The 13,645-nt window shown below is 43.6% G+C and carries 15 protein-coding genes; 8 read left to right on the top strand and 7 right to left on the bottom strand.

The window, feature by feature from the left end; all coding sequences use genetic code 11:
• Nucleotides 1–8: 8 nt before the first annotated feature.
• From E5Y90_RS06880 to E5Y90_RS06855, 6 genes are all read right to left on the bottom strand, one after another.
• Entirely contained in the window at nt 9–392 is a 384-nt protein-coding gene (locus tag E5Y90_RS06880) for a hypothetical protein (RefSeq protein WP_174659791.1), read from the bottom strand.
• Nucleotides 393–413: 21 nt separating this feature from the next.
• A complete protein-coding gene (locus tag E5Y90_RS06875) occupies nt 414–722 on the bottom strand; it encodes a YcgL domain-containing protein (protein ID WP_151203137.1) in 309 nt (102 codons plus the stop codon).
• A 129-nt stretch (nt 723–851) separates the two neighbouring features.
• Nucleotides 852–1,994, bottom strand: a complete 1,143-nt coding sequence (locus E5Y90_RS06870; RefSeq protein WP_151208128.1) for a ribonuclease D — start codon at nt 1,992–1,994, stop codon at nt 852–854.
• A 179-nt stretch (nt 1,995–2,173) separates the two neighbouring features.
• Nucleotides 2,174–2,770, bottom strand: a complete 597-nt coding sequence (gene recR / locus E5Y90_RS06865; protein WP_151203139.1) for a recombination mediator RecR — start codon at nt 2,768–2,770, stop codon at nt 2,174–2,176.
• 13 nt (nt 2,771–2,783) lie between these two features.
• Nucleotides 2,784–3,113 carry a YbaB/EbfC family nucleoid-associated protein gene (locus E5Y90_RS06860; protein ID WP_151208127.1) on the bottom strand — a complete coding sequence of 110 codons (330 nt, stop codon included), beginning with the start codon at nt 3,111–3,113 and terminating at the stop codon, nt 2,784–2,786.
• 28 nt (nt 3,114–3,141) lie between these two features.
• Nucleotides 3,142–4,329 (bottom strand): O-succinylhomoserine sulfhydrylase, encoded by a 1,188-nt coding sequence (locus E5Y90_RS06855; protein ID WP_151203141.1) that lies wholly within the window; start codon nt 4,327–4,329, stop codon nt 3,142–3,144.
• Between the two features lie 142 nt (nt 4,330–4,471).
• On the opposite strand from E5Y90_RS06855, the gene E5Y90_RS06850 reads away from it, so the two are divergent.
• The 8 genes from E5Y90_RS06850 (at nt 4,472) to E5Y90_RS06815 (ending at nt 12,614) form a co-directional block, all read left to right on the top strand.
• Nucleotides 4,472–5,569, top strand: coding sequence for an alpha/beta fold hydrolase (locus E5Y90_RS06850; RefSeq protein ID WP_174659790.1), 1,098 nt, complete (start codon nt 4,472–4,474; stop codon nt 5,567–5,569).
• Between the two features lie 65 nt (nt 5,570–5,634).
• The gene (locus E5Y90_RS06845; protein WP_151203143.1) at nt 5,635–6,507 is read left to right on the top strand and encodes an NAD(P)-dependent oxidoreductase; all 873 of its coding nucleotides are present in this window, start codon (nt 5,635–5,637) and stop codon (nt 6,505–6,507) included.
• Nucleotides 6,508–6,593: 86 nt separating this feature from the next.
• Nucleotides 6,594–6,863 (top strand): YARHG domain-containing protein, encoded by a 270-nt coding sequence (locus E5Y90_RS06840; protein WP_151203144.1) that lies wholly within the window; start codon nt 6,594–6,596, stop codon nt 6,861–6,863.
• A 31-nt stretch (nt 6,864–6,894) separates the two neighbouring features.
• Nucleotides 6,895–7,308, top strand: a complete 414-nt coding sequence (locus E5Y90_RS06835; protein ID WP_151203145.1) for an HIT family protein — start codon at nt 6,895–6,897, stop codon at nt 7,306–7,308.
• A 542-nt stretch (nt 7,309–7,850) separates the two neighbouring features.
• A complete protein-coding gene (gene mutS, locus E5Y90_RS06830) occupies nt 7,851–10,430 on the top strand; it encodes a DNA mismatch repair protein MutS (protein ID WP_218955279.1) in 2,580 nt (859 codons plus the stop codon).
• A 204-nt stretch (nt 10,431–10,634) separates the two neighbouring features.
• Nucleotides 10,635–10,958 (top strand): ferredoxin FdxA, encoded by a 324-nt coding sequence (gene fdxA / locus E5Y90_RS06825; protein WP_004973093.1) that lies wholly within the window; start codon nt 10,635–10,637, stop codon nt 10,956–10,958.
• 141 nt (nt 10,959–11,099) lie between these two features.
• Complete coding sequence (locus E5Y90_RS06820; RefSeq protein WP_174659788.1) at nt 11,100–11,816, top strand: D-Ala-D-Ala carboxypeptidase family metallohydrolase; 717 nt, start codon at nt 11,100–11,102, stop codon at nt 11,814–11,816.
• Between the two features lie 132 nt (nt 11,817–11,948).
• Nucleotides 11,949–12,614 (top strand): O-methyltransferase, encoded by a 666-nt coding sequence (locus E5Y90_RS06815; protein ID WP_151208120.1) that lies wholly within the window; start codon nt 11,949–11,951, stop codon nt 12,612–12,614.
• Nucleotides 12,615–12,784: 170 nt separating this feature from the next.
• Here the strand turns inward: E5Y90_RS06815 and E5Y90_RS06810 are convergent, their stop codons facing one another.
• On the bottom strand, nt 12,785–13,627 hold the full coding sequence (locus E5Y90_RS06810; RefSeq protein WP_151203149.1) for a universal stress protein: 843 nt from the start codon (nt 13,625–13,627) through the stop codon (nt 12,785–12,787).
• Nucleotides 13,628–13,645 lie beyond the last annotated feature (18 nt).

Here is a 13,645-nt window from a genome sequence, read left to right as displayed (position 1 = left end):
TTTTTTACTTACAACGGTGAACTTTTCTTGTTTAAAGTCGTATCCGGTTTTTTCGATATATAACTGGACCAGCAATAGCCAATCACACATCCAAGGCCAATGACAAATAAAATAAGTGACGCATTAATCCAAACCAGCTCCTGCTCCTTGGTTAAAACCCCAAATAGCAGACCGAAAATTGCCGGGGCAACCGAGGCATTCGGGCCTTCAGAAACGGTGGGGGTTAATAAAACCGCGAAGGCCAGTAACCATAAAAAACTGCCCATTACTCTTGGCAGGCGTCTGGTTACCCCATACCAGCAAAGTAAGGCAATCAGGCTGCCAAGCATATACACGGCTACTGCAATACTCTGTTCAGGAATTGAATCTAATACGTTTACATAACCATTCATCTCACAACTCCTGAATTCATATTAGGCACCACGCAATCCTTCGGGCGCTACTGCATTTGGATTGATCAGGCCTTCTGGCGGCATTTGCAAAAAGAAACCGCGAGTCACAATGGAGTCCATTACATGCAGGACATTGGCACGCGCCAGTTTGCGCGATTCACTCAATTCAAGGTGCATGACAAAAGTTGCACGCCCAAATGCTACACGTACCGGCTCAGACAAGACTTCGAGCGGCTCAAATGTTTCTTCAGTTTCGCCCTCATCTGCAGGACGCGCCACATAAAGATACATTTCATCTTTTTTACTGGATTTGTAGATAGACACTTGCATGTTTTAAACGACTTTTCTTAAAAACAACCGCAAGGATACATTAAAAAAAAGACAGATACATTAGCCTTGCCGAATGCATCAGTCGTGATTTTGTATAATTGCTTTATCTTTAATCAATTCTTTCCCCAGTCATTCCGTGACTTTCATCTGGGTCGAAAGATAAGATTCATCCTCATGCAGCACCCGAAGTAGCGGCAAGGTCAGCAGCTCATAGCGCCAGCCTAGCAGATAATCCGGCAACTCTTGTTCATCCTTATGAAAGACCACATGTTGATACAGGGCATTTAGCCATTTTTTACGCATCAGCACTTCCTTAGGAATGGTGGTTTCAGCAGAGACCTGCTGAATAAGCAGATCAATTTTATCACCAACTTCTCTGGAAGAATGACGGATTGGACGAGCCAGACGTAATGGCCAGTCCGACTGTTCTGGCAGGAATTTCAATAAGTCCAGAATCGTTTTACCATGATCACGTACAATATTGGCACGTATATCTTTCACCTGGCTCAACTGAAAATTATTGCGCGGAAATTTCTCAACCAGATCAATCATGGTCGCATTTTTCAGAATAAAGCTGCGTGGCTGATTTAAAGCCTTGGCAATCTGTTCACGCCAAACTGCCAGCTGCTGTAATTGCATAAGCTGACGGCGAGAATGCCGGTAATTTCCCACATCCTGATACAGCAAGGCAGTCGGTGTTTCTTCCCCTATTTCCCGGGTCAGGAACTGACAATCCTGTAAGGCAAAATCAAGCAGGGATTTGCTGTTTAAATCCTGTTTGATTTTTTCAGCCAATTGCATCAGATAATGTACATCATTGGCCGCATACAGTAACTGCTCGCTACTTAAAGGACGCGCCAGCCAGTTGGAGCGGGTCTGGTCTTTTTCAATATCTATTTCCAGCATCTGCTTCAAGGCATTCTGGTAGCTGACTTGCAGACCATGACCCAAAAATGACATACCCACCTGCGTATCAAAAACATTCTCCAGTGCTTTTTGCTGGGTATAATGATAAATCAGGTCGATGTCTTCGCTACAGGCGTGAAAAACATTCTGTTGAGCATTAAAAATTTTGTGCAAAAACTCAGTCAGATCCAGAGTGGTTCCATCCAGAAGATAAACCTGATTGTCGACATTGATCTGAAAAACACCGAGTTTGGGCCACAGGGTATCTACCTTGATAAACTCGGTATCCAGACCATAGATTGAATTTTGATCCATTAAATCCAGAACAGGATACAGGTCGTTTTGGTGTTGAATAAACTGAAACATAAAGGCTGAGTCTAAGGATAGATGCTCGATAGCGGAATACTAGCTAATATATAAAATATTTATATAAAAAAACATACTTAATGCGACTAATTATCTAAAATAATTTACTTTGTAAGGAGTAGTTAGGTATAAATTAATATCTTTTTCCTATTAAACTCACACCTTCAGTTATACAAATTTTATTTAATCCTCATGCGGTTATGCACGGCCTGACTCAGCGTATGGCTGTCCACATACTCCAGTTCGCCTCCTTGAGGCACACCTTGAGCAATACGCGTCATCTGCACCGCTAAATGCTTGCTGGCTTCAACCAGATAATGTGCTGTTGCCTGTCCTTCTACAGTCGCATTGGTGGCCAGGATCACTTCCTTAATCTGCCCTTGACTTAAACGCTGCAGTAAATAAGGAATGCCAATTTCTTCCGGCCCAATCCCGTCAAGTGGTGACAAGTGCCCACCCAAAACATGATATTTACCCCGGAAGCTGCCACTTTGCTCAATAGCCATCACATCGGCAGGTGATTCTACCACGCACAGCAATTCATCATCTCGCTCCAAGGAGGTACAGATATTACAGACCTCATCTTCGGTCAGCGAATGACAAATAGAGCACTCATGAATATGATTGGTCGCCTCAGTCAAAGCATGTGCCAGACCAATCGCACCTTCACGGTTTTTCATGATCAGGTGCAAAGCCATACGCTGAGCCGATTTCGGCCCAACGCTTGGCAAAATGCGTAATGCTTGAACGAGTTGATCAAAACGATCACTAAACATTGCGCACTCTTCCTTAGAATAAACCAGCCAGACCTGGTGGCAAGCCCATGCCTGAGTTTGCTGCTTTCATGCGCTCTTCTGAAATGGCTTCAGCCTGACGTGCTGCATCATTCATAGCAGCTGCAATCAGGTCTTCGATCATGTCAGGATCGTCCTGAAGAAGTTCAGGGTTAATTTCGATACGTTTCACTACATTACGTGCAGTCATGGTTACTTTTACCAAACCACCACCAGCCTCAGCATGCACTTCAGTTTGCGCAAGCTCTTCTTTGGCCTTTTTCACGTTGTTTTCAACTTCTTTTTGCATGCGCTGCGCTTGCTGCATCAACATATTAATGTTCATAAAAATCTCCGAACATATATTTATAAAATTAAATTAGATCTAAACCGCGTGTAATATCACGGATAATATCATCAATCTCTTCCAAACCGACAGAAATACGAATTAAACCTTCGCAAATACCTGCTGCAGCTTTGGCTTCTGGAGACAGTTTGCCATGCGTGGTGGTTGCCGGATGAGTAATAGTTGACTTGACATCCCCCAGATTACCGGTAATTGAGATAAAGTTTGTATTATCAATTACTTTCCATGCACCTTCACGGCCCGCCTTCACCACAAAAGAGACTATACCGCCAAAACCAGTTTGCTGTTTTGCTGCCAGCTCATGACCAACATGCTCAGGCAGGCCTGCATAATAGACTTTTTCTACTTTCGGATGCGCATTCAGGAACTCGGCTAATTTTTGTGCATTGGCAGAATGTTCACGCATACGTAAGCGTAATGTTTCCAGACCTTTCAAAAAGACCCAGGCATTAAACGGACTCATGGATGGCCCCGTCGTGCGTACATAACCGAAAACCTCTTCAAGCAGCTTATGGCTCCCCACAACTGCACCGCCTAGAGCACGCCCCTGACCATCCAGATATTTAGTCGCAGAATACACCACCAAGTCTGCACCAAATTTGATGGGTTGTTGTAATACAGGCGTACAGAAGCTGTTATCAATTGCTAGCAAGGCATCATTTGCATGCGCAATATCTGCTAGCGCCTGAATATCCGCCACTTCTGCCAAAGGATTTGATGGAGATTCAACAAAGAGCAGTCTGGTTTCTGGCTTAATAGCATTGTTCCAGGCCGCTATATCATGCAGGTCGACGAAATCTACAGCCACGCCAAATTTAGCCACGTACTTTTCAAACAAAGATACAGTCGAGCCAAATACTGCACGTGAACAGATCACATGATCGCCTGCTTTTAAAAAAGCCATTGCCACGGCCATAATGGCTGCCATACCTGAACTGGTAGCAACGGCGCGCTCTGCACCTTCGAGTGCAGCCAGACGTTTTTCAAAAGTGGCCACAGTTGGATTGGTAAAGCGGGAGTAGATATTGCCCGGTTCCTGGCCTGAAAATTTTGCTGCCGCTTCGGCCGCATTCTCATAGACAAATGAAGATGTTAGAAAAATCGGTTCGCCGTGCTCGCCTTCAAAACTACGGGTATGACCGGTACGAATGGCTAAGGTTTCTAACTGGTAGGAAATATCATCTTGCTGGCTCATCACTTTACCCCAGTCCAAGGGACTGCCTTTTGTAAAAATTTGCCAACATTTTGAGCGCCTAAGCTATTTCAGGTCAAGGTATAATAAGCAAATATTGCTTAGACTTCGATCAAATCTTCCCGAATACGGATAATTTATTTACATGATTCAATTAAAACAAAATATTCAGCGCCAGCGGAAAAAATTAAAACATCTTAATGCGCGTCTGTTTAACTCATCTACCCTGATTCTTTCGCAAAAAACACCTTTTGAATATATTGCCGCCACTGAATTCTGCAAGATTCGTTATTATGCCTCTCCTGACAAGAAATATCGTGAGCCCCTGGTCTTTATCGCGCCACTTGCAATCAATATGGATATTTACGACCTTTATCCTTATCGCTCCCTAGTCAAACATTTTCAGCATAGTGGCTTTGATGTGTATTTGGTGGAATGGAAACGTTTTCGCTATAAACATCGCCATTTAAATTTCCTATCCTTTGTTGACGGCGCAATTCCGCAAGCAATTGAGCGCATTTGTGCTCATTCTGGCAGCCAGTTTATTTCGTTGCATGGCTGGAGTATGGCCGGAATTTTTGTCACGCTCTATACTGCCCTGCATTCACCTGAACATGTTAAAAATCTGATCGTACTCGGCAGCCCGATTGACAGCTATGCTTCTGGTCGTATTGGTAAACTGTTTAGGAGCGCCAATCAGTTAATTTCTAAAAATAAAAACTTGCAACATAGCCTCTATCAAGGCCTGATTCCAAAACTCTATATCCATTCACCGGGTGTCCTCAATGCGCTTGGCTTTAAATTACTGGACCCTATTGGCTGGTTTAAAAGCCAGAAGCAGTTTTTACTGAATCTGGAAAATGTAGAAGATGTCTATGAACATGCCACCATGGGCAATTTTCTTAACAAAATGATTGACTATCCGGGTGGAATCAATCAGGACATGGTGCTGAATTTATGGTTACAGAATCCTCTGAAAGAAGGTTCTATGACTTTAAAGGGGCAAACCATCGACCTGAAAAATATCAACTGCTCCTTGTTGGTAGGCGCAGGCCAAACCGACCAGATTGTCACCAAGCACTCAGCTAAGCCTTTGATGGAATTGACAAGCAGCACCGATAAGACGTTTACTCTTATCCCAGGGGGCCATTTGGGGCTGATGTCCAACCAGAAAGCGGCCAATACCTTCTGGCCTAAATTAACCGCTTGGCTGGCACACCGCTCCACACGACTTGATGCCTGACCGCTCGGGGATCCAGAGCCTTTTAAAATTAGCTTTAAATCAGAAAGAATATTCAGAGGATAAACATGATTCAGTCAGTGGCTTTTATTGGTTTGGGTGCAATGGGTTATCGTATGGCAGCGCATCTGCCCAAGCATTTCGATACGGTCTATGTCTGGAACCGGACTTTTGCCAAGGCTGAACAACATGCCGCTGAATATGCTACACAGGCGGTTGCTCTGGAGCAGGCTGTTCAGGCTGATATTATTTTCTCCTGCCTCCCCACCAGTGCGGATGTTGAACATCTCTTAAAAGACCTGCCGCTTAAAGCAGGTTCTATCTGGGTAGATTGTACCAGTGGTGTGCCTGAATCCGCTCGTAAACTGGTCACTCAACTGAGTGATCAGGGCGTTATTTTTCTGGATGCGCCGGTAAGCGGCCAGACGATTGGCGCTGAAAATGCCACGTTAACCGTGATGGTCGGCGGTGATGCCCAAGGCTTTGAAAAAGCTCTGCCAGCCATGCAGGCTTTTGGCAAGCTAATCAAGCATGTCGGGGAATCTGGCTCTGGTTTTGCAGTCAAAGCGGTGAATAATATGTTAATGGCCGCTCACCTTTGCGCAGCGGCCGAAGGCTTGACCACCTTAAAAGCACACCGTGTTAATCTGAGTGAAGCACTGGATTGTATTAATGCATCGAGCGGTAAAAGTATGGTGACTGAAACCGTGATTCCACAGCGTATTTTAAATCGCAGTTTCCCGCTAACCTTTGCTCTGCCTTTATTAGCCAAAGACACAGGCATTGCCATAGATCTGGCGCAAGAAGCCAAACTTTCAGTACCTGTTCTGGCGCTGGCACAGAATCTGATTCAGGCAGCAAACAGCTTATCAGATAAAAATAGTGATTTTTCAACTGCCGTGAAAATGTATGAATCATGGAGTAAAATTACCATTGAGTAATATCTCGCCATTGAATAATGATAATAAAACCACATATTGTGACTATAAAGCAGTCACACTGAGTGAATAAGCTAGAGGAAATTGCTATGAAAAAATTATCTGTTGCAGTATTAGTAGGTTTTGCAACATTGTTTGGGGCTTCAACATCGGTACTTGCATCTGAACAGGAATGCAAAAAACTGAAAAATGATCATGATGTCATTTATGCATCTAAAGGCTTCTGTTTTAAAGATCCTGAAGCCAAGGCCAAGTTTGGTAATGACAATTGCTATACCACCAAGCCAAAATTCTCTGAAAAAGAGCAACAACGGCTTGACGCGATCAAGGAACGTCAGAAAGAATTGAACTGTAAATAATACAGTTTCAATAATTTCAAGGAATGTAACTATGACTTATGATGATCAGAATATTTTTGCACGAATTTTACGTGGTGAACTTCCTGCCATTAAAGTGTATGAAGATGACCAGGTTCTTGCATTCATGGACATTATGCCTCAGGCAGATGGTCATACCCTGATCATTCCCAAAACGCCAGCAATAACGCTGCTGGATCTGCCAGCAGAAACAGCAGCCTATACCATTCAGGTCGTACAGAAAATTGCGAAAGCTATTGAGAAAGGTTTAGGCGTAGATGGAATTGTCTTGATGCAGTTGTCAGGTGCAGCCGCAGGTCAGACCGTACCACATGTGCATTTCCATCTCGTACCGACTTCTCTGCATAACCTGGGCAAACATGCCGCACAGATGGGTGATCAAGAGAAAATCAAGGCGCTTGCTGAAAAAATTAAAGCTGCACTTTAAGTACGAAATCAATTTAAAGATGGAGCTAGATAGCTCCATTTTTTATGCTCTTTCAGGCACTATAATCTTTTATTTTTAATTATTTCAATCATACGCTGAGACAATTCCAACCGCATTTAAGAATGTAAATTAATAACCTCACCATAGTCGGCGGCTATTCGCTGTTCAAAAAATAAAATTTAATTGGCCATAAAAATTCTGTTGCTTGGGTATGTATATTGACTCGGTTACCATGAGGCAATCGCAGCAGACTGTTAATTACGTTTCTTTTTCACTCACCTAAAAATCCTCTTAGAACTTACAACGCAGTTTTTGCTAGAATCCTGCTCAGAAGCTCAAACCTCCGCTATCTAATGCTTGGTATTAGAAACTTGAACCCTGAGAAGGTACACTTACTCATTAGATTAATCAGGTTTCAAAAAGATTTAACGGGATTTGTCAGGATTTTTTTATGCAATTTATTGTAAATATTAATAGTTTTAAGGGTGCTAAATAAAGTGAAAACAGAAAATATAATCCCTGACCTATCCACGCTTACACCGATGATGCAGCAGTACATGTCGGTCAAAATGCAACATCCACACTCATTAATGTTTTATCGGATGGGTGACTTCTATGAACTGTTTTTTGAAGATGCCCATAAGGCTGCCAAAATTTTAGGTATTACCCTGACTCATCGCGGTAAAGCCAATGGCCAGCCGATTCCAATGGCTGGCGTACCTTTTCATGCAGCCGAGGGTTATCTGGCCCGTCTGGTAAAAAACGGCGAAACTGTGGTGATCTGCGAGCAGATCGGTGAAGTTACAGGTAAAGGACCGGTCGAGCGTGGTGTGGTACGTATTATTACCCCGGGTACCTTAACGGATGATGCTCTCTTAGGCGCTCACCAATCTTCCAATCTGGTCGCCTTATGTATTCAGCAACAGCAGATCGGGATTGCACTCTTAGATCTGAGTGCAGGTCTCTTTAAAGTCCAGCAGCAGGACTATGACCTTAACCAGCTGGCCATTGAACTGGCACGCTTGATGCCAAGCGAAATTGTTTTAGATGAAAATATTGCAGATCCAGAGATCATTGAGCAACTTAAAAAACAGCTTGATTTGCCGGTGACCAAACGTCCGAATGTTGACTTCAACCTGAACAATGCCCAAAAAACTTTGTGTGACCAGTTTGCGGTCAGCACCCTTTCAGGATTTGGCATTGATCACTTGCCTTTGGCCAAAGCCGCCGCTGCTGCTTTAATTCACTATGCCAAAGAAACCCAGAAAACGGCTTTACCGCATATCCGCACGATTCAGCTGGAACAAAGCTCGGACTTTATTGCACTTGACCCTGTCACCCGTCGTAATCTGGAACTGATTGAACCACTTTTTGACCATGGTACTTCACTGTTTCAACTGATCAATGACTGCCAGACGGCGATGGGGGGTCGCCTACTTAGCCGCACCCTGATGCAGCCTTTACGAGATACTGCGGTTTTAGATGAGCGACTGGATGCCACACAGGCCTTGCTGGACGGTTTTCATGAAACCCCTGTACGCCTGATATTAAAAGAAATCAGTGATATTGAGCGTGTATTAAGCCGGATTGCCTTAGGCAGTGCCCGTCCACGCGATCTGGTTCAACTGCGCCAAGCCTGTGCACAAATCCCATTTTTAAGGCATGCCCTGCAACCGGCAATCAGCCAACCACAATCCTTCTTGTTACAGCAGCTAAATCAAGAGCTTGGGGATTTTCATGGTCTGCATCAGCGGCTTATGTCTGCGATTGTAGAGAATCCGCCCGTGTTACTGCGTGATGGCAATGTCATTGCGGAAGGCTTTGACAGCGAGCTGGATGAACTGCGTAAAATTCGGGACCATGCTGGTCAATTCCTGATTGATCTGGAAATCAGGGAGCGCGAACAAAGCGGTATTCCCAACTTGAAAATCGGTTACAACCGAGTGAGCGGCTATTATATTGAGCTGAATCGTTCGCAGGCAGAACAGGCACCTGAACATTATATCCGCCGTCAGACCCTGAAAAATGCCGAACGTTATATCACGCCAGAATTAAAGTCTTTTGAAGATAAGGTACTGTCTAGCGAATCTCGTGCGCTTGCCCGTGAAAAAATGCTGTTTGAAATGCTTCTGGATGAACTACGGCAAGATATTGGCAACTTACAGATGATGAGCAGTGCCATTGCCCAGATTGATCTGCTGGCAAACTTTGCCTATCAGGCACGACTGCGTAACTGGTCACGACCGACATTCAGTCCTGAAACTGGTGTTAAAATCATTGCTGGGCGCCATCCTGTGGTTGAAGCTCTAAGCAAGACTGCCTTCACCCCGAATGATACCAAGCTCGATTATGCACATCGCATGGCGATTATTACCGGTCCAAACATGGGGGGTAAATCGACCTTTATGCGCCAGACTGCCCTGATTGCCTTGCTGGCCTACTGCGGTAGTTATGTGCCCGCGCAATCGGCCGTACTTGGTCCGATTGACCGGATTTTTACCCGAATTGGCTCTGCAGATGACCTTTCTACTGGCAAATCAACTTTTATGGTGGAAATGACTGAAACTTCGCAGATTTTACATCATGCCACCAGCCAGTCACTGGTTCTGATGGATGAAGTCGGTCGCGGTACCAGTACTTATGACGGTTTGTCATTAGCCTGGGCTTGTGTACTTGATCTGACCAAGCGCATTCAATGCTTGTGCTTGTTCGCGACCCACTATTTCGAACTGACCGAACTTGACCGGGAAAAAGGTATCGACAATTACCATGTTACTGCCAAAGAACTGAATGGCAATCTGATTTTACTGCACAAAGTTCAACATGGTCCGGCCAGTCAGAGTCACGGCTTGCAGGTCGCCAAACTGGCTGGCATTCCTGCGGCAGTCATTAAAGAAGCACAAAATCGTCTGAAAGCTCTGGAAAAGCAGCATCAGGTGAAACCTTTCAGTCCACAGCATGATCTGTTTTCCGAACCTGAAATCGTGGAAAAGATCATTGAGGTTGAAAAAACGTCGCCAGCGCTGGAGCTGCTGGAAGAGCTGGATATTGACAATCTGAGTCCACGTGAAGCGCTACAACAATTGTATGCTTTAAAAGATCTGATGAAACAACCAGGCTAACATCTTTGCCAGAACCCTGATTTTTCTAGGGTTCTGGTCATAAGTTTCCTCATTTTTAGCCATTTATCCGTATAATTTAATTTTTTTCAAATTTAACAGCCCTATCTATAACAAATATCAATAAAAGGAATTGTTAGTTCCCCCCGTTTTTGCCTAAAATACAGCATTCGTAATTAGAACCATATTTTTTAGGTAGCTGTCGCCATGACCTTCGTTGTCACTGAAAATTGTATTAAATGTAAATATCAAGACTGTGTGGAAGTTTGCCCTGTAGACTGTTTTTATGAAGGCCCTAACTTCCTTGTAATTAATCCAGACGAATGTATCGACTGTGCGTTATGTGAACCTGAATGTCCTGCCAATGCAATTTTCTCCGAAGATGAATTACCAGAAGGCCAAGAAGTGTTTATCGAATTAAACGCTGAACTTTCACAAACATGGCCAAATATCACTCAAATCGGTGACCAGCCTGCTGACCGTGAAGAATGGAACGGTAAACCTGATAAATTACAATATCTTGAAAAGTAATTTAGCGTATTTTAAAAAAGATCAGTACATACTGATCTTTTTTTTATACTCATAACACACATTTCATTGCAATATTCTCCAATTTTCTCCGCATATTTAGTCTAGAATAGCGCTATTTTATAAACACTTGTATTTCTTTAAATGAAGCAATTTTCAAAGGGACTTTTAGGTCTATGCCTAATCCCGCTGATATTTGTGGGTTGTACGACCACAAAACAACCCGGTCGTGTAAGCCCTGCAGATGGAAAACGGATTTATATTCCACAAGAACGGGTTCAATACGATCGCAAAGCACGGTCTAAAACCGTTCCTTATGTTTATACACACTGGGTTTCAGCACTCGACAATCTGTCACGTGTACGTGAATATGAGGTTTATCTGGAGCGTCATGGGGTGGGTAATATCATTCCAAGTTTCGAGCTGATGCGAACAGCACGCGATTGGGCCAAGTGCGGCCGCTCACAATACATGATTCCAAGTCGTGAATTATGGGCCAATCAGGTACCGACTTTACGAGTATTTAAATATCTGGTCGCAGCCAATGTACTGACAGATTTTGAAGTGACTTCAGTTTATCGCGACCTACCTTTAAACCGGTGTGCAGGTGGCGCCAATTCTTCCCGACATCTGTTTAACTCAGCGATTGATTTCAGAATCGGACCGGAATATCCGCAAGCCCAAGACTATACTTATATTGAAAATACCAAATTTAAATTGTGTCAATTCTGGAACCAGCATGGTCAAAGCCTGAATATGGGCTTGGGATTATATGCATCCGGCCAGATTCATATTGATACTCAGGGTTATCGCACTTGGGGTCCTGATCTGACCCGCAACTCTTCAATGTGTAATTACTAATACATTACTTCTGCTATACAAGGCATAGTAGTGGCTTTGTATAGTGTAAAAATCATACAATTATTGAACAATAAATTGCGCTATGCCACGAAAAGTTTAAAATGCACCCATCGCAACAAAGGTGCTCATACTATGCAACAAATGTGGACAGATATTGACGGCTACATTGATTCACATTTAATCCCTGAAGATCCGATCCTGACCCAGACGCTTGAAAATACCGCCGCACATGGCTTCCCAGACCATCTTGCAGTTGCACCTAATCAAGGCATGCTCCTGCAAATGCTGATTCAGATGAACCACTGCAAACGGGTATTAGAATTGGGAACTTTTGCTGCCTATAGCACCATGTGGCTGGCGCGTGCCCTGCCTAAAGATGGGTATATCCTGACCATTGAAGGACGAGATACTCATGCCGCTATGGGCCAGGAAAATATTGACCGTGCCCAGCTTAAACCAACAGTCGAGCTTAAGTGTGGCCGTGCGGCAGATGTCCTGAGGGCATTGCCTGAAGATACTGAAGCCTTTGACTTTATTTTTATTGATGCCGATAAACAAAGTTATCCTGAATATCTGGAACTCAGCTTAAAGCTGTCACGTTCCGGTACTATCATCTTTCTGGACAATGTAATTCGTGCCGGCGAGATTATTAATCCGGAGAATAAAAAGCCCAGTATTGAAGGTATTCGGGAAATGTTCCAAGCCATGGAAAATCATCCCAAAATTCTGTCTTGTACCGCTTTACAGACAGTAGGCAGTAAAGGACATGATGGTTTTGCACTCGCGATTGTGAAATAAAAGCTTACGCACAAAAATCAACCGACAATATATTTTCTATAAATAACATGGTTTTATAAAATATAACCACAGAGTTATCCACAATTTATGAGGATAACTCTGGTTATTTTTAAATCAATCTGTAACAAATAATCTGGTGATTAAATTCTGTCTTATGTTTACCCTCTTGCTTACTTGACGACCAGTAAAGGCACTTTTGAATTACGGAAAATTGTGGTGGCAATACTTCCCAGGAAAAACTGATGAATTTTGCTATGACTAAATGCGCCCAGTACAATCAGCTGGATGCCCTGCTCCTGCTGATAGGACAAAATATTTTCAGCCACCTCTCCATAACGGTATTTCGGAATCACTTCGAGTCCAGCCTGCGTTAAATATTGCAGAGGTTCATTCAGAACCTCCACATGATCCCCAATATATAATAAATGGCACTCTAGCTGACGTAACAAATCACTTTCTGCAACCCGTTTCATCATTTTAAGGCAGGTTGGAGAGTATTCATAAGCAAAGATAAAACGTGTAGGTGGCTTGAATTGCTCTCCTACCGTCATGACCGTACAATTGGCGCCACGGATAAAGTTTTCCACGTTGGTGCCAACGGGTTTATTTTTTTCGGCAGAACGTTCTCCAATTAATCCGATTACGGCAATATCATCAGGTCGTAAAATCTGAAAGCTCTGTTCCAGAAAATCCCCTTTTTCCTGAATATGCGTAGTCGGAATGCTATATTCCTTAAAAATACGGTCAGAGATATGCTGAAGTAAATTATTACTATAGTTAAGTGCAATCTCACTTTGTTTTTGTTCTAGCTCCGCCAGTTCTTTAAGCAACATCGCATTACTTTCAAAGCCAATGACCCCACTGATTTCCCCCAGATGATAACTGGCCGGATAATAGTCCACGACCTGTAACAGCACCAGCTCACGTCCGGTCTTTCTGGCAATCCAGGCGGCAGCATCGGCCAAGGCATTGGTACAGGGTGAGGAATCTATGCAGGCAATGACACGTTTCATGTTTAGCCCCTCTCATTA

The organism is Acinetobacter sp. 10FS3-1, assembly GCF_013343215.1.
GTDB classification, from domain to species: Bacteria; Pseudomonadota; Gammaproteobacteria; order Pseudomonadales; family Moraxellaceae; genus Acinetobacter; species Acinetobacter lwoffii_C.
This window is presented reverse-complemented; position numbering and strand designations above follow the sequence as displayed.